Genomic DNA, 18586 nt, shown 5'->3' on the forward strand with positions numbered 1-18586 from the left:
TTTAATCTACAATTACTTAACTAGTAAGATGTGAGTACAGAGTTGCTATCGAGCTCTGCATTACGATCTGTACGTGGCATTGTTTGTAGGATTTTTGCTAAGCGTTCAGTCGTTGCCTGATTAACTTGTAAATCTTTAGTTAAGTTAACTTGGCTCACTACGTCAGCACCTAATGCTTGTAGTTGAGTGTCACTTAACGCTGCAGCTTGCGCTAATTGCTCATCAGTTAAAAGAGGAACGTTTGTTGCGATTAGCTGTTGTAATTGATTTGAGTCATTTTGCACTGCATCCGATGCAGTGAAATAAGCTTGCAACAATACTAATGCTAATCGGTTGTTCTCCTTAATAACAAAGTCTTCTTTAGACCCTACCATACGAACAATTAGACTTTTAGCTAAAGCGTTATGTTTTATCAAACCATCCAAATGAGCTGTAATAGTATCTATATCAGTGAGATTATTAAAATCAACCATGACTGGTGTTTGATAGTTATATATTGAATCAGCATCATAGACACTCGCAAATTCACGATAGCCTTTTGACGTTGCATTAAGCTGAACGCCGGTATTATCAGTCGAAGAGCCAAGTACAAATTGGTTTAGCATTGCTCTTAACAAGCTTACATCACCAGTAATTGGCAGATTAAAGTAAGACGCTACTGGATAAGCAAATGATGGAACAGTTTCAATATTAGTGGTCGCCCAGTCAAATAATGAGTTATAAGATACATTTTGCGCAGCATAAGCGCTACTAACAGAGTTTAATGATGCTTGATCTAGGAAGCCATTACTGTAGATGTCACTGCTCAATACTGATAGACAAGCGCTAAGGTTGCCACCATCCGGGTTAGGTATAGGGTTACCTTTGTCGTCAACCGCCGGATTGCCATCTTTATCAACAGCTTGAGGATCGGGGTAAACATTACCCAGAGCTTGACGACATATGCCTAATTTCAGGATTTCACCAGTAAATGCACTATCTACCAATGAAGCCGTTGTGCTTGATGTGGTTAGATGTGACTGACTACGGGTGAGCAACGTTCTAACTGCAAGCAGTTTATCAGGCCATACACCCAGTACATCACGATCATTAACATATGGATGGTTTGGATCTGCTGTATCAGAAATCATACTGTTGAGAGACTGACCCGTTAACTCAACTTTAGCACTCATAGAGATACCCTTTATAACGGTATCTTTTTCTATTAGCTTGCCTTTGTTATCTGTTACTTGATCAACAGCATATTGTGTCATATCACGCAGAAGCTGTGGATTACTATCCGAATCTAGTAATACTTCTCCAGGCTCTAAGCCTAATGAACCATTTGCTTTGACGTATAAACTTTTAACTGAATCAAGTGGAAGGTTAAGAGAATACGGGATGCCATCTACAAGATAATTTGCGGAAATACGGCGTTCAATTGGAGATAGGGCAGTATCAAGCAAGAATTGACGGCCATTCTGAGTAGAATCAACAAGGTCACAGACCAAGCTAGATATTTCTATATCATTATAGAGAGACATAAGAGTCGGAATATTGGCTTCATCGTATTCACCAGTGTCCGGGTCTTGAGTATGACATTCGCCAATAACCGTATTGATCACGTTTTGGTTTGATAATTCCAAACCACTTTCGCCATCTGCCATTATATCGTGTGAGTCATCAATAAACGCGTGCAGTGCGCTGAATATATTCATACGAGTAATGGTGTAATAGGTCAGGTAATTGATACCAAAGTTGTCACGATTATTACGAGTGTTTGAATCTAGATAGCTCGCTTTGTAACTTTCAATCATGTTGTGCGTAATTTGAGAGCCGGTAAAACCTGAATCAAAACGGTTACATGTATGAGTTAAGAAAGTATTATCATCTGTACAGAACTTGTAGCTTTTTGTTAATGGTAGCAAGTTGCCATTAAGGACACCACGAGAGTACTGACCTAAACCTTCACCACGACCTTCAAGATTAGCAATTTCTGCACGACGTGCATCATCACGTTTTTTAAGCGAAATGAAATGGTCCGATGAAATTTGGAAGTCTTTAAGTGTTGAGCTCAACGCCGAACCAAAGTTAGTTTTACTATCACTTGAAAGCTCTACTTGGCGAGCATAGCCAAATCGTAGTGCGGCCATATCATATGGACCATAACCCGTAGAGTAAGCATCAAGGCTGTATTCCATACGGCTACTAGAGTTTGAATGAGGTTCAATGTTTGGATAACCCACTGCGGCAAGTTTGCTCTTCAGTGCAGTCATGTCTTGACCAGTAAAGTTGTAGTTTTGCGCATCCATACTACCCATAAAGTTGTGACGAAGCCCTAGGCTGTGTCCCATTTCATGCGTTAGCGTACTAGCAAAAATAGCTGCAGACAGTTTCACTTTTAAGTCTTGTTGGTCAGCAACCGTTAAGTCTTTAAAGTTTTTCAATTTAGTATGAGTACTGTCGGTATAGTAGCTGTCTTTACTCCAGTCAATACGATAAAGGTTCGCTTTTTGACCGTCTAGCTCACGAACACCTTTTGGTAGAGTACGGTAGTCACCGTGACCAAATGAGGTGTGCTCTAATGCTTGAGTGCTCAACATATTGTTATGACCTAATGTATATAGATCTTCTTGTTGTTGCTGTGCAAGGCGGGCTAGGGATACCTGTTGGCCATCTTCAACATCATCATAGATGCTGTTGGCTGTTTTATGCTGTGCTAGGTCATTGGTCTGACTAGAAGACAGCACATCAAATCCACCAGATAATAGTTTACTAAAGTGAGTCAGTTTATTACCCACTAGATAACTATCCGATGCAACTGGAGTAATTACATTTTTTGCTTGCCCAACTGTTAGACTATGCTTTGCCGCAGTATAAGTTGCAGGTTGTTTCACTTGCAAGTTGAGTTGTTGCATAGTGAACTTACCACCAGTGAACGCACGGCGAAGTTCTTGCCAGTAATAAGGAACAACATTGATAGCATTGCCGCTATATTGGTTTACAACACCAGAAACGATTTCGCCTGTTAGCGGGTTTGTCGCAATAGGCGCGTAGCCTAGCAGTCCATTTGCTAATGGTTCATCAGCAAGTTCGATGATAGCGTAACGTAAATCACCAGATTGGCGATTACCAGCCGCAGCCAATTGAATGTGCGGTACGCCAGATTTAAATACTTCATTTTCAGCATTAATTAATGCCACGCCTTGAGTTGCAGCCGCTAAATAAGGTGCATTCTTAGCTTCGTAGAAGTTGTTTGATAAATAATAATGAAGGACAGGTTTTTCAGGGTTCCAGCGGTCTAGATATTGACGGAATTGACTGTCACTAGTGCCATCATTAAAAGTATCTAAATGTTCGATGGTGGTTTTAAAGAAACCAAATGTGGTTGATTCTTGCTCTGCGTATGGAATTGGTTTGTAGTTTTTAGAAACTAAAGTGCTAGCAGGTGATGAGTCGTCTTTACGTTGCGCATCTAATGCAACGATAGAGACAAAGCTAGTTACCGTTAGAGAGTAGTTATCAATGGTATCTTGAGGTGAGAAATCCTCACAACCCGCAGAAAGACTTGCAGTGTAGTCTTGCGCAATTTCAAGGTTGATTACGCCGTTTTTAAGGTCAAGCTCTTGGCCATTCCAAGTTACGGTTTGTCCATTCTCAGTAGTCTCAGTACGACGAACGATACGTGGAGCACCACTTTTACTAAGGCATCGATTCATGTCGACGTCGTTGAAGCCGACATCTTTGATGGTGAGATTGTCTAAATCTGGAACGAAGTATTTTTTCTGAAACCATTTAACGTCGGCATCATTGTTTTCTTGTTCTTGGTTAGTACATTTGTCATAGCTATCGGTAGAACATTTGAAATCTACGTAGTCACCATTAATCGTCAATAATGGACGAAGGTTTTCCGCGTTATCAAATGGAGAGTACTCCTGACCGTCACCGATCGCGCCTTTGTCTTCTTCTAATACATCAATGCCGTTTTCAGAGCGGTGAAGCGTGACAAGTTTAGTATCATTAAACCATGAGTTACTGCCTAAAGATGCAAAATAACGTGGCGCCTTACGAATGGTTCGCAAGTAAAGATAACGTCGAGCATGCACAGTGCCATCTGTTGCAGTAACGTTTTGTTCTATGTCTGCACTAGACAGCATATCTGGATCTTTTGCGACCGTGTTATAAGACTCGTCGCCAGGTCCACAACCGATTAGGGTCGCGGAAGCAAGCAATATACTGCAATGCAGCAGAGTTTTTCTCATGTTATGTTCCTATTTAGACTTGTCTTAAGCGCTACGCCAAACGTTATATCCATATATAAGGCCTGCTCTATGCAGTTACTTTCGGCGAAACGGCTTCGTCTTACGAAAATATTGCCTACTTATGGCGATGGGTACACCGGACTGTACATAATTTTGTCATTATCAATACGGAAAGAAAGTTCAAATTAACCTTTCTTAATCAGCATGTTAGAGGGTTCGCTTGAGATGTTGGCTTACCGTTTTAACATTGCTTATATTCACGAGATTGGTAGCAGGGAATCAGAATATGTTGAATCAAAGTCATGCTACGGAAAAATCGTGACTAGCTATGTTAGCGCAATACACCTGCTTCAATTCAAATCGATAAATAAGATTACGAATTTAAAATGAATCTGATTGTCAATGAAATAGGTTGAATAATGAGAGGGGGAGGGAAATAAAGGGCGATATCAGGTGATATCGCCACAGATAGGACGGTTGTTTTAGCTCATTAATAGATGATTAACAGTGTCACGATCTAAACGCATAACAAGCTCAGTAATTAGCTTAGTCGCGTTGTAATAATCTTGTTTATGGATCATTGAAGTATGAGAGTGAATGTAACGTGAAGGAATGCCAATTGAGATTGATGGCGCGCCGTTACCTGCAACATGCATTGCACCTGCGTCAGTACCACCACCATTTAATACTTGGTATTGGAATGGAATTTCTAGTTCTTCACAGATTTTCACACAAAGTTCACGTAGACCTTTATGACCCACCATAGACGCATCTTTTAACGTCAGTTGTGGACCTTTACCCATTACGCCTTTGTTGTCACATCCTGGAGTATCATCTGCAATACCTACATCGACTGCAATTGCGATCTCTGGCTGAACAAGGTTTGATGCTGTACGCGCGCCGCGTAGACCCACTTCTTCTTGCACTGTACCAACAGAGAACAGTTGGTTAGGATGTTGTGCATCTTTTAGGTTGTCCATGACATCCAATGCAATAGCGCAACCAATGCGGTTATCAAATGCTTTACCAAGAAGGTAGTCTTTGTTCGCCATTTCACGAAAATCAATGAATGGTGTGATCATATCACCCGGTTTAATGCCAAGTGCTTCTGCTTCTTCTTTAGACGCAACACCAACATCAATAAACATAGTGTCGATTTCAACTGGTTTAGTGCGTTCAGCTGGTTTTAGAATATGTGGTGGCTTGCTGCCAGTCACACCATGGATGTGTTTACCTTCACCTGTAGTAATAGTCAGTTGCTGAGCAAGCATCACTTGGCTCCACCAACCACCTAGCGGAGTAAACTTAATAAAACCAGACTTTTCGATTTCAGTTACCATGAAACCCACTTCATCCATGTGACCTGCAAGCATGATGCGAGGGCCATGTTCTGCGCCGATTTTGCTACCAATGATGCTACCAAGGTTGTCGAGTACGACTTCATCAGCAAGACCTTCAAAACGTTTTGCCATGTAACGGCGACATTCGCCTTCGTTACCGGGAACGGCGTTAAGTTCAGTTAGTTTTTTAAGCTCAATGAGTTTCTTTTCCATAGCATTATTCTCGTATAGTTTGATTTGCGCTACCGCCTAGCTAACGTGTTGCAAGGCGATTGAGCATAAATTTGTAATTAAATAAACGGCACAGCTAAAAGAGTTGCAGTGAGTAATATCACTGCAACTCTTATAATTTTTTCGTGTTATTTGTTTATGATTCAACCAAGTGACAAGCCACTCGATGCTCGCCGTCACTTAAAGTTTGTGGGCGTTCAAAGCAGGACTTTTGCGCAAGATGGCATCGTGTTGAAAATGCACAGCCCGGCGGTGGATTCATTGGTGATGGAATATCACCTTTAAGGATAATTCTGTCCTTTCTTGCCCACGGATCAGGCTGAGGAATGGCAGAAATTAACGCTTTTGTATAAGGGTGTTTTGGCGTGTTAAAGACATCTTCAGCTTTGCCTATCTCGACAAATTTACCCAGATACATCACCGCAATCACATCCGATACATGTCTTACAACAGAAAGGTCATGGGCGATAAAGATAAGGGCAATGTTCATTTCTTTTTGTAGATCTAAAAGAAGATTAACAATTTGCGCTTGTACCGATACATCAAGGGCTGAGACAGACTCATCACACACGATGAGCTTTGGTTTTAGTGCGATTGCGCGAGCAATACCGATACGTTGACGCTGACCACCAGAAAATTCATGGGGGAAACGTGAAGCGGCATCGGGGCGTAAACCCACTTTAATCAGTAGTTCCGATACCCATTGATCTTGCTCTTTTGCCGTGCCAACACCATGAATTTGAAATGGTTCTCTTAATATGTCACCAACGGTATGGCGCTGGTTAAGGCTCTCCAGCGGATCTTGTAAAATAACCTGCATCTCTTTGCGCAGAGAAGTCATTTGTTTTGGGTTAAGTCCGGTGATGTCGCGACCTTCAAAAAAGATACTACCAGAGGTTGGTTCGTATAATTTGAGTAGGGTGCGTCCAACGGTGCTTTTACCACAGCCAGACTCTCCGACAAGACCAATAGTTTCGCCAGGATAAATATCAAAAGAAACACCGTCGACAGCGTAGACGTATTTTTTCGCTTGAAATAGTTTGTTAGACACCAAGAAGTGCTGTTTTAAATCTTTAACTTGGAGTAATGGCGTAGCTTGTGTCATTACATAACCTCTTTAACAGCGAGACAAGAAACAAGGTGGCCAGGTTCAACAGTTGTTGGTTGTGGCTTAATGGTTTTACAGCGTTCCATTGCGATAGGGCAGCGGTTGACAAAACGACAACCCACAGGCATATCTTTCAATTGTGGCACACTGCCTTCAATGGTATTGAGCTGTGTTTTTGGCACAGAAGATACCGTTGGCATCGACGCGAGTAAGCCTTGCGTATAAGGATGAGTAGGCTTACCAAAGATTTGATAAACAGTACCTTGCTCAACTACATTACCTGCATACATTACCGCTACGTCATCACAGATTTCTGCCACAACGCCTAGGTCGTGAGTGATGAAGACAATGGCCATGCCGAGCTCTTTTTGCATACGCTTCATTAACTCAAGAATTTGGGCTTGAATCGTGACATCTAACGCAGTAGTCGGTTCATCAGCGATTAATACTTTAGGCTCACAGGCGAGCGCCATTGCAATAATGACACGCTGACGCATACCACCAGATAATTCATGAGGGTAGACATCCAAACGCTTTTCAGGCTCAGAGATACCGACTTTTTTGAACATTTCTAGCACAGCCTGACGGCGACTAGCTGAATCAGTATATTTATCACTATGAAGCTCATAGACCTCTTCAACTTGCTTGCCCACTCTGACTACAGGGTTTAGCGCTGTCATAGGATCTTGGAAGATCATTGAGATATCGTGGCCGCGCATTGCGCAACGTTCAGCTTCATTTAGCTTAGTAATATCACGACCTTCAAACAGAATTTCACCGTCGGTTACATTGCCATAAGGCTGCGGTAGCAGGTTCATAATTGAAGCTGCAGTGATACTTTTACCACAACCAGACTCACCAACGATTCCGATAGTTCGGCCAGCAATAACATCAAAGGTAACGCCGTTTAGAGCGGTAATATCGCCTTCATCGGTGCTAAATGTTGTCGTCACATTTTTTAGTGACAGTACGACTTTATCTGACATATCCAACTACCTTATTGACCGATGATTTGCGTGCTTAAATGAGTAATTCTAGGGAACGTATCCCCTTTGCTTTTCGCTTGTAGAACTTCACGTTTCATATCGGTATCAATCCACATTAAGCCAAGGTCAAGACTCGCTTCGTCAAATAAGAATCGAGATTGAGCAGTCCCTAGGTTTTTAGGTAAACGAACATAACGCCAATGAGCAGAACGGGTAAATTGAGCCGTTGTGCCTGGGATAAAGCAGTTGGCTTTCATGATCATTTTTTGAATCTGATTAGAAAGCACTACTTGTTCTTTTGCTGTTGATGCTTGGTCAAATTTAACGATCAATTTATCCATTTCTGGGTTGGCATAACTAAAGAAGTTATTGGTTTGAGGAACCGCCGTACTCGAATGGAAATACTGTCTATAACCTGGATACAGACCTGATGACATAGAGAAGTAAGCCGATTGATATTTTTTCTCTAACAGCGATTTAAATCCTGTCGATGCATCAACCAGTTTAAGTTCAATGTCTAATCCTGCTTTCTTTGCCTGTTCTTTTAAAATAATAACGTCTGCAGTTGAACCTGAGTTTAGGTAAGTTAAGGTCATTTGCAGCGGTTGACCTTGCTTGTTATACAACACACCATCAGAACCTAATGTGGTATAACCGGCTTTGGCAAAATGTTTTCTCGCCTCAACAGGGGAGAAAGGTTTTACGCCAACATCTTTAGGCTGCGCATAGTCACCGACCAAAGTACCAAAGCCGTTTTGACGCTTAGCTTCACCATGGCGTACGTGCTCGATAACAGAATCAAAGTTAAGAGAGTAAGCGATACCTTCTCTTAAATCGGCATTGCTTAGCATAGGGTCTGCCATATTTAGCCAGATACCGGCAGCTCCTTTAGAGACTTCATTATTGAGCATTGATTTAACAATGTAGCCTTTACGGAACGGCTTAGAATCAGTTTTTTCAAACCACAATTTCTGAGAATTGATGTTAAATACGTCCAATTCACCTTTCTCAAAATAGCGATACGCTAAATCAGGATCGCGGATAACTGAAAAACGAATTTTATCTACGTTGTAGCGATTTTTTAGATAGCGGTTGTGATAGCCCCACCAATCTTTAACGTGAGTCAATTCAATGTTACGGCCTTTTTTTAGTGCCGATACATAATAAGGACCCGTTGTTGGTTCAGCTTTCCAGTTAAATGTGCGTAGGTAATCTTTGTCGATGCCATCTTTAAAGAAATGCTTAGGTTTAGGTTGTGTATTTAAGCGATCGATTAACTGCGCATGCGGCAGTGCATCGGCAGAGTGCAGAGCAATGGTGTACTTATCGTACACGGTAATGCCTGTAATTTTATGAGTGTAGTAGTTCTTATAAAATGGCGCGTGTACGTTTGGATTACGTACATAATCAAAGATAAATTGAAAATCGTCAGCGGTGATTGGTTCGCCATCTGTCCATTTTGCCGCAGGATCAAGTCGGAAATACATGGTCTTATTATCTTCACTAAATGCCCATTGGGTGGCTAGAGAAGGGTAAGCCTGTAGTGTATTTGGGTGCAGACCGAGCAAAGCCGGGTAGGCATCCATTAAGTAAGAACGAAATGAGGTGCTGGTATCAGGACCAATAGTACGTAGCGTTAAAGGATACGACGAGAAATACAAATTAAGCGTACCACCGCGCTTCGCTTTTGGGCTAGCAAACAGTGGTAAATCAGGATTTGAAATCCAAGTTAAGTCACTTGGCAATTTAGGCGCTTGTTGCTGCGTTTTAGCCTGAGCCTGAGCGTCAGAGGCGTTGGCGCATGCAGGCGCGATGGCTACCGCGCCCATAAGTGCAACCAATAACGTCGATGTTTTTAGTGTATTCAGATTCATGATATTAGCTGTACTTAGTTTGTTTTTTAGGGTCGAAAGCTTCGCGGATTGCTTCACCAATGAAAGTGATCATAGTTAGAATCCCAACAATTGAGAATACAACCGAACTCATAATCCACCATGCATCAAGGTTCGATTTACCTTGTTGCAATAAGTCACCCCAGCTTGGGGTAGGGGGTGTAAGCCCTAAGCCTAGATAATCAAGCGCAGTTAGCGTTGAGATATTTGCCACAATCGTAAACGGCGCTAATGTCACCACCATGACTAAGGTGTTCGGCAATATATGCTTGGTGATGATTCGCCATGAACTTGCGCCTTGTGCTCGTGCAGCCAATACATATTCGCGAGCCCGCTCTTTATAAGAGATTGAGCGCATGTACCAGGTGATCGGAATCCAACCAAACAACACGTTGATAAACACAAACAAAGCAAAGTTCGGCTTCATTATCGACACCAGTATCATGATGACGTACAGCATGGGTAACATGGACCACACTTCAATGATCCGCTGCATGATAAGGTCAAACTTACCACCTAAGTAGCCCATGGCACTGCCGACAATGACCCCAATGAAGTAACAAACACCAAGGGTGATAAAGGCATAAAATATCGCGATACGGAAGCCATAAACCAAACGTGCCAAGACATCACGACCTGAATTATCAGTACCGAAATAATGCTGAGAATGGGCATCTGGCGCAGTTGGTGGGAAGCCGTTGGAGTAATCTTGCTCCAGAGGGTTCCAAGGGATGATAGGCATAATCACCCAGTCACCCTTATCCGCTTTTTCAAATTTAGTTTGTAAAGCGCGATAATCTGCTTCGTAACCGTACTTTTCTCCAAACGTAGTACCGGTTAGCATTTTGGTATACGTAGGAAAGTACAAGTGTCCTTGGTAAGACACGACGAGAGCTTTGCTGTTAATGAGCGCTTCAGAAAAGAGCGACAATACAACCAACAATACTAAAAATATCAGAGAAAAATAACCACGCTTGATGGAACAAAAACGTGAAATCTTCTTTTTAGTCAGTTCATCAAAATTAAACATTATTTACCAAACTTAACGCGAGGATCAACCGCTGCAACACAGAGATCAGAGATGATATTACCAAACATAAGTAACAATGCAGAAAGTGCCAAAATACCCATTACAACAGGGTAATCTCTCTGGATAATGGCCTCATAACCAAGCTGGCCAATACCATCAATATTAAATACAACTTCAATTAAGAATGAGCCTGATAGAAACACACTTATAACCGAACCAAAATGACTGGCAATTGGGATCATGCTGTTTCTAAGAGCATGTTTATAAACAGAATCTTTATAGGTTAAACCCTTGCTGACCGCTGTTTTAATATAATCAGATGACAAATTTTCGAGTAAGTTATTTTTCATGGTCATGGTTAAAATAGCCACATCTGCAATGGTGTAACAGATAACCGGTAAAATAGCGTGAGAAATTAAGTCTTTGATTTGTCCAAATAAACTGAGTTCTTCAAAGTTATTGCTGGTAAATCCACCTAAAGGCAACACATCAAAATAGAATGCCAATAAGGAGAGCAATAGCACCCCTAATACATAGTTAGGCATGGAATAACCAATGAAGATGATAACCGAACTGATGTTATCGCCCTTACTGCCATGATGAATTGCTTTATATATCCCTAAGGGGATAGCAATACCATAGCTAAGAATCAGCGATATCAAACCATAGAATAAAGAGACCGGCATACGATCTTTAATCATGTCCCATACAGGATCGTAATAACGAGTAGAGACACCAAGGTTTAGGTGAACCAAGTCATTAAGCCAATCTGAATAGGCGATATAGACGGGTTTATCCATGCCATATAGTGCTTTAAGTTCGTTAATCTCACCTTCTGACAATGTTTGCGCTGCTGTTTTAGAGCCGCCACTCATTTGCATTTGAGAGATCATACGTTCAACAGGGCCACCTGGAACAAAACGAGTTAAACAAAAGATCAGTACTGTTATCCCGATAAAGGTAGGGATAATAAGCAACAGTCTTTTAATAAAATAACCTAGCAATTTAATTTCCTTTGTTCGTTGGTGTTACTGACTTCGAATTTATAGTACTTAAAAGGCATAGTATGTCGTCAGATAAAAATGCGGGTCTTTGTCGTCAAAGAGACTGCTTATTGGGTTAGAGCCATGTTCTGGATTGTAGTACTGTGCATTGTTGGAATAACCTACGCCCATATACCAACTGTCAGTTAATTCATAACCAATTTCTTCGGTATGACTAAGTGTAGGGTAGGTTGAGTTACCCGCATACGTTACATAATGGCTGTCGGTCATGCTCACAGAGAACACAATTTTATCCGTGATTTGATAAGTACTGGATAGATCAAAACCCAAAGAGTAGTCAGTTAAGTTTTGGCCACCTGCAGTTTTGTATTTGTTGAAATACTTTTTCACGTTAGGTTGCAGCACTAAGCTAAGGCCTTTGACATAGCGGTTAACATCAAATGAAATCGGTAGATAAGCGAACGCACCAAAATAGAGGTGTGTATCTTGAGCGTATTGAGTTGTCGGCAACAAAATACGACCTTTGGCACCAATAGTAACTAAGTCATCATGACCAAAGCTATAAAGATTGCTGTAGTTGGTATAAAGATAGGTTGGGGCGATACACCAATAGTCTTTTGAGTGCGCAGAGCACGTAGAATTATCTAGGTAATAGGTACCGGTAATAATCCCTGCACTGACATGGCTAGTAAATTGATATCCCAGCTGCATGTCAAATTCGACATTGCGATCATCACGATAGTCAGAAGCCCAGTCATCGGCATAGGTCGCTTCCACATACCCTGTCCAATGCGGTGTGAAGGTTTGCTGTGAATCAGTTTGTGCTGCTTGGGATTGCGTAGTGTCTGTTTCACTTGCTAGAGCCGTTGTCGCTGATAGCGAGAAGATGGCAAGTAATACCCCGGTTTTTATCACTAGATTTGATCTGTTCAATTGGGTGTCTCAATAAAAGTCGAATAATCTGTACTTATTGAGAGGGATTCACGGCAATCAATAGCACTATTTAGGTTAAAAACCACACTCTTATTCAATCAACAGCATCTTTATTTCTGTAGATCTATATTCGGTGGTTTAATTACTTAACTACCTTAAGTAATTAATAAACATAGCAATCCTTACCTGACGTAAATGAATTTATCACTTAGTCCAACTTGCGATTTCTTTCTACGATATAAACAACTAACGAAAAGTGAAACTTAAAAGAGTATCGTTAAATGCCTAGCGTAATAAGAGTTTGGATCCCTCCCACGCACTGTTGCTAAATTTTATAATACATAATTTGTAAGAACTTGTTATCTAAATCATTATAAAAAACTAAAAATACCTTATATATAAGAATGCATTTTTGGTTAGTTAATAAATCAACAAATACTCATTTTTATTAAATACAATACTCAACAATTAAATGCGCAAAGTAACATTCCAAATTTAATGGTAAATAAAGTGTTTATCACAAGTCATATATTAACTCTGCCATATTAGTTCATGAAAGCAGGTTCAGATGCGCATCAAAATTACTTTTAATAAATGCAATGTTGCGAATATAGGTCGGTCTGTGAAAGAGCGGTTACAATAACATCAATAATAAATGAAAACTAAAGATACTAACTCTGTTTCACGCTATGAATGATGTATATTATGCTGCGGCAAATTAATGGTATGCCTAGGGCGAACGCATGAGTGAACACTTATCGATCAATCATGAACATCATCTCCACAAGACGCCGTGAAATCATCCTTGATGGCTTCATAGTGGCATCCATGCCACAAACTAATGTCACAAAGAGTGGTTCCGATAATGCACATGATTTTGTTCATATAACGTTCGTGATCTCACCCTGATGGTATACCATTGTTTACTATATGAATTTTAAAGATAATTTACGATAAGTAAGAGTATGAAAATCAAAACTGTGTTTGAGAAAAGTCGTCAAGAACTCCTAGATATGGGATTACGTGGTAATACACTTCTAAGTTTAGGCAAAGGGGCTAAGGTTCTTGATATAGTGGATGAAAGATCCTCTCAAATTTTTGATATTTTGGTTAGCAAGAATAAAACTATGAAGTTCTTGCCTGCACCAGACAAATTAAAAGATGATGAAGTTCCCTTACAACTCAGTGCATTAACTGAACACCTACAGGGGCAGGTTGGCGAAAAACGTCACGAAGATGCGGCGCTGCAAACACAACTCTTTAGCCACAGTTTAGATACTCGCCTTCTTAAAATTCATTCAGAAGCCCAGACTTATGTTCAAGAGCAAGGTGTCGATATTTTGTATATCGCCACCGGCTTTATCAAATGGTACGAAGATCAAAGCTCTGACAAACCTCGTTATGCCCCATTGGTTTTGATTCCGGTGACGCTGGTTCGCGCAGAAGCTGGTGACGCTTTTAAGCTGTCTTACACTGATGCCGACCTTGGCACCAATTTAACTCTAGCAGCAAAATTGAGAATGGATTATGCCATTGAACTGCCTAAGTTTGGTCACGATGAAGATGAGTTTGATTTAACGACTTATTTTGAAAAGGTCAGCCAAGCAATTGCCAAAGAAACGCGTTGGCAGGTCGTGACTGACAAAATTGCTTTGAGCTTCTTCTCTTTTGGTAAGTTTCAAATGTACCAAGACTTATCAGATGAAGCGTGGCCTGAAGGCAAAAAACCATCACAGCATGAAGTGATCAAAAGCCTATTTGGCGGTGGATTTGAATCGGATCGAACGCATTTAGATTCGACGCCGATGGATGTCAATAAAGCAGAAGCGATTCAATTAGTGCTCGATTCTGATTCGAGTCAAACCGAAGCGGTATTGGCGGCAAGATCGGGGGCAAACTTGGTGATTCAAGGTCCTCCTGGTACAGGTAAATCTCAAACCATTACCAACATCATTTCTCAAGCACTAGCCGACAATAAAAAAGTGTTGTTTGTCGCAGAAAAAATGGCGGCACTGGACGTCGTTAAAAGGCGATTAGATAACTGTAGTATTGGTGATTCTGTTTTAGAGCTTCACTCAAACAAAGCCAATAAAAAAGCAGTGCTGGGCTCTCTAGAAGAGGCATTATTGCAAAAAGTTCCTGTCTCTCCCAAACGTGGCGATGATATTCAAAAATTGGTTTCACTGCGTGCCCAATTAGATGATTACAGCGCGGCAGTCAATGCGCCGATTAAACAGACCGATATCAGTTATCAAGTGGCATTAGGTCACTCCCTACATACTGAGCAAGTGTTGCAAGATGAAGGTATTGACAAGTCTCAGCTTCCAGAAGTGATTTCACCTGCGTCAAATTGGTCGAACAGTCAGTACAAACAAGTACTGGGTATTGTGCAGGAGTTGGTGGATTATTTATCAGCGCATGGTGCGCCATTTGTTAATAGTTATTGCTCGACCACTCTTAGCGAAGTGTCGCCTGCTGTTGTTACTCGCGCTAAATCCAGCGCAGAAAAACTGGTGATTCTTCAACAAAAAATCATTGAAACGGTGCAGCAGTTAGCCTGCCACGTATCATTATCCATGCCTGTTGATTGTTATTTAGATGCACTAAAAGCGCTTAAATCATTAGATGTAATTGCATCAAAACCCAATTTACAGGGGATTCATTGCGACTTATCAAATTGGACACAAAATGGTGACGCCATTTTGCAATTTGCCAAGAGTGGCTTGGATCTTCAAAGCACTAAACAGCAATTACAAGCCGAATTTACCGAGCAAGCTTTTGATTATGACTGGAGCGCAACTCGAGGCGTGTTTTCGACCACAGGTAAAAAGTGGTGGCGTTTCTTATCTGGCGATTTTAGAAAGATGAAGGCAATCTATGCCGGTCTTCGAAGCAATGGCTTGTCAGGCGATGTCGATGATTGGCTTGCCTCGATTGATGGCATCTTACAGTTAAAATCTCAGCAGCGAGAATTTATCGAATCTGCACAAGCGGCCATCAAAGTTATTGGTGACAATTTCCGTCACGAGCGAACCGATTGGAGCGCGCTATTCTCGCCAATGCAGTGGCTATATGACACGACTAAATCTATTGATGAAGGCGAGATAGACAATGGCGTTAGCGATTATTTTGATAGCGCCCAAACCCCTATTAGCCATGCTCAAATCAGCGCGATTAATAGTTTGGTCTCGCAATATGATGAGGTTGCCCAGACGCTATGTACTGATTTGCAGCTTGATGAGCCATCATTTACAACACAGATTGCCAAACATAATGTACAAGATCTGCCGCAAGTGATTGCGGATATGGACAATGTGTATGAATTGGTGCGCTTTAATCGTATTTCTGAAAGTTTAAATCAGCAGCAGCTACAGCCATGGAGTCAGTTGGCATTTACTTGGCAAGAGAAACCTGCATTGATGGTGATCGGTTTTCAATACCGTTACTACTCGCAACTTGTTAGTGAAGTGTATGAACAACAACCCGCAATTCGAGATTTTGACCGTGTTGCCCATGAGCAATGCATAGAGCAATTTAAAAACATCGATAAACAGCTCTTTAACTTTGCTCAAGAAAAACTAGTCGAAGATTTATTTGAGCGCTTGCCAAACCCGAGCGCTAGAGGTGAGGTTGAAATTCTGCGCCGTGAGTTTAATAAAAAGCGCAGACATTTACCGATAAGACGTCTTATTAATCGTGCAGGGCGTGCGATTCAGCAGATTAAACCGGTCTTTATGATGAGCCCGATGTCCATCGCAACTTACCTTGATCCTGAAAGCATTGAGTTTGATCTGGTGGTTTTTGATGAAGCCTCACAGGTAAAAGTAGCCGATGGTTTAGGCGCAATATTACGAGCTAAGCAAATGATTGTGGTTGGTGATACTAAACAGATGCCTCCAACGAGCTTCTTTGGTCGACAATATTCTGTCGATGATGAAGAAGCTGAAGAGAGCATGACGGCAGATATTGAAAGTATCCTTGGCATGTTCCTCGCGGCAGGTTCTCCAGAAAGAATGTTGCGCTGGCACTATCGTAGTCGTCATGAATCGTTAATTGCGGTATCAAACCAAGAATTTTACGACAATAAGTTGATGATCTTCCCATCATCTGGGATTAATCCGCATGCCACAGGATTGAATCTCAATTACTTACCGCACACTACCTACGATAGAGGCGGCGCAAGAGTCAATGTTGGTGAAGCCGGTGAACTGGCCAAAGCGGTGATAGAACATGCCAAAACATCCCCCAATCAAACATTGGGCGTGGTGGCTTTTAGTACCGCGCAACGAGATTGCATTTTGCTTGAAGTTGACCGCTTGCGAAAAGAAAACCCAGATTTAGAACACTTCTTTGGCGCGCACGCCGAAGGTGAGGACTTCTTTGTTAAGAACCTTGAAAACGTTCAGGGTGATGAGCGCGATGCCATTTTTATCAGTATTGGCTATGGTAAAACTCCGGAAGGACGTTTGCCGATGAGCTTTGGTCCGGTTAACTCAGCTGGTGGCGAGCGCCGCTTGAACGTATTAATTTCACGAGCCCGAATGAGCATGCAAGTCTTTTGTAATTTCAAAGCCGAAGAGATGCCGACAACTGGCGAAACCCCATTTGGTGTTCGAGCATTGAAAAACTTTCTGCACTACGCCGATACTAAAGAGTTGGTTCGCCCACAAGAAACAGGCAAAGAACCGGATTCACCATTTGAAGAAGAAGTCATCTCGACCATTCGCAGCTTAGGGTATGAAGTTCAGCCTCAAGTTGGCTGCGCTGGATTTTATATTGATATTGCGGTGCGTGACCCAAGTAAACCGGGGCGTTATATGTTAGCAGTTGAATGTGACGGCGCAACCTATCATAGCTCGAAAAGCGCTCGAGACAGAGACCGCATTCGCCAAGGTGTGTTAGAAGGACTGGGTTGGCGATTCCACCGTATTTGGAGCACCGATTGGTTTCGAAATCGCCATAAGGCTACAGAGCGTTTGGATGACGCGCTGAAATCAGCAAAAGCTTACTATGCAAACTTTGATGAAACACAAATCGTTGTGACTGAGCCTGTGAAAAAGGCAGTAAAAGCAGAGATTGAGCGTGTGGAAGTGGAAGAAAGTTCATCCTCTGCCGATTATGCGATAGCGGATATTGCCGAATTATCACTGACAGTGGGGCAGACCATACCGGAAACGGATCTCTATTTGTTAGCCGAAGACATTGAAAAAGTGTTAAAGGTCGAATCACCAATGCACAGTAAGCATTTAGCGATACGTTTACTTTCAGCTGTTGGCGCGACGCGCTCAGGGGCCAGAATTAACCGCGCGATTGCTCAAGCAGCAGAATATCTGCAGCAACAAGGTAAAATCACACTTGATGCTGAATACCTCATTTATCCGGCGAAAGAAACTACGGTGCGAAACCGTAAACAATTGCCTTCTAATGAGCGCAAATTCGACTTTGTTTATGATGATGAGATTGCTCTTGCCGCCAAAGAAACCGTGCAGGACACTTTCTCGATATCTAAAGATGATTTGGTAAAATCAGTGACAGAGATACTGGGTTTTTCCAGCACCAGTCAATCGATGAAGCGCAAGGTTGAAGAAGTTCTGTCTATGCAAGAAAGCTTGGGTCACTTGAATCGCCAAGGAGACACATTTAAGGCTTAAATTGTTATAACGCTGACTTTATTGAGTGTGAATCCGTTTTTTATTAAAGATTACTTAATAAAGTCAGTGTCACCTGTTTACTACCCGCCAAATCAATAAGAAACCAACCGTATATTAAGTGCTTATAAATCACCTGTATTTGTCTTATATAGCGCTTTCTAATGTCAGGA

9 protein-coding genes are annotated in these 18586 nt (G+C 41.6%); 1 reads left to right on the plus strand and 8 read right to left on the minus strand.

Annotation, left to right across the window (positions count from 1 at the left end):
- Nucleotides 1-20: 20 nt before the first annotated feature.
- The 8 genes from A9260_RS00765 to A9260_RS00800 form a co-directional block, all read right to left on the minus strand.
- Entirely contained in the window at nucleotides 21-4241 is a 4221-nt protein-coding gene (locus tag A9260_RS00765) for a zinc-dependent metalloprotease (protein ID WP_068695213.1), read from the minus strand.
- Between the two features lie 482 nt (nucleotides 4242-4723).
- The gene (locus tag A9260_RS00770) at nucleotides 4724-5794 is read right to left on the minus strand and encodes a M42 family metallopeptidase (protein WP_068695216.1); all 1071 of its coding nucleotides are present in this window, start codon (nucleotides 5792-5794) and stop codon (nucleotides 4724-4726) included.
- A 154-nt stretch (nucleotides 5795-5948) separates the two neighbouring features.
- The gene (locus A9260_RS00775; RefSeq protein ID WP_068695218.1) at nucleotides 5949-6917 is read right to left on the minus strand and encodes an ABC transporter ATP-binding protein; all 969 of its coding nucleotides are present in this window, start codon (nucleotides 6915-6917) and stop codon (nucleotides 5949-5951) included.
- Nucleotides 6917-7906 carry an ABC transporter ATP-binding protein gene (locus tag A9260_RS00780; protein ID WP_068695219.1) on the minus strand — a complete coding sequence of 330 codons (990 nt, stop codon included), beginning with the start codon at nucleotides 7904-7906 and terminating at the stop codon, nucleotides 6917-6919. The genes A9260_RS00775 and A9260_RS00780 overlap by 1 nt, the downstream gene beginning before the upstream one ends.
- Nucleotides 7907-7917: 11 nt before the next feature.
- Nucleotides 7918-9780 (minus strand): extracellular solute-binding protein, encoded by a 1863-nt coding sequence (locus A9260_RS00785; protein WP_082957152.1) that lies wholly within the window; start codon nucleotides 9778-9780, stop codon nucleotides 7918-7920.
- 4 nt (nucleotides 9781-9784) lie between these two features.
- Nucleotides 9785-10828 (minus strand): ABC transporter permease subunit, encoded by a 1044-nt coding sequence (locus tag A9260_RS00790; RefSeq protein ID WP_068695223.1) that lies wholly within the window; start codon nucleotides 10826-10828, stop codon nucleotides 9785-9787.
- Nucleotides 10828-11832 carry an ABC transporter permease subunit gene (locus A9260_RS00795; RefSeq protein WP_068695225.1) on the minus strand — a complete coding sequence of 335 codons (1005 nt, stop codon included), beginning with the start codon at nucleotides 11830-11832 and terminating at the stop codon, nucleotides 10828-10830. Before A9260_RS00795 ends, A9260_RS00790 begins: the two co-directional genes overlap by 1 nt.
- A 48-nt stretch (nucleotides 11833-11880) precedes the next feature.
- Nucleotides 11881-12765 carry a hypothetical protein gene (locus tag A9260_RS00800; protein WP_156683982.1) on the minus strand — a complete coding sequence of 295 codons (885 nt, stop codon included), beginning with the start codon at nucleotides 12763-12765 and terminating at the stop codon, nucleotides 11881-11883.
- Nucleotides 12766-13730: 965 nt separating this feature from the next.
- On the opposite strand from A9260_RS00800, the gene A9260_RS00805 reads away from it, so the two are divergent.
- Nucleotides 13731-18416 (plus strand): DUF3320 domain-containing protein, encoded by a 4686-nt coding sequence (locus A9260_RS00805; protein ID WP_068695230.1) that lies wholly within the window; start codon nucleotides 13731-13733, stop codon nucleotides 18414-18416.
- Nucleotides 18417-18586 lie beyond the last annotated feature (170 nt).

Origin of the sequence: Vibrio sp. UCD-FRSSP16_30 (assembly GCF_001676025.1) — a bacterium.
Taxonomy (GTDB): Bacteria; Pseudomonadota; Gammaproteobacteria; order Enterobacterales; family Vibrionaceae; genus Vibrio.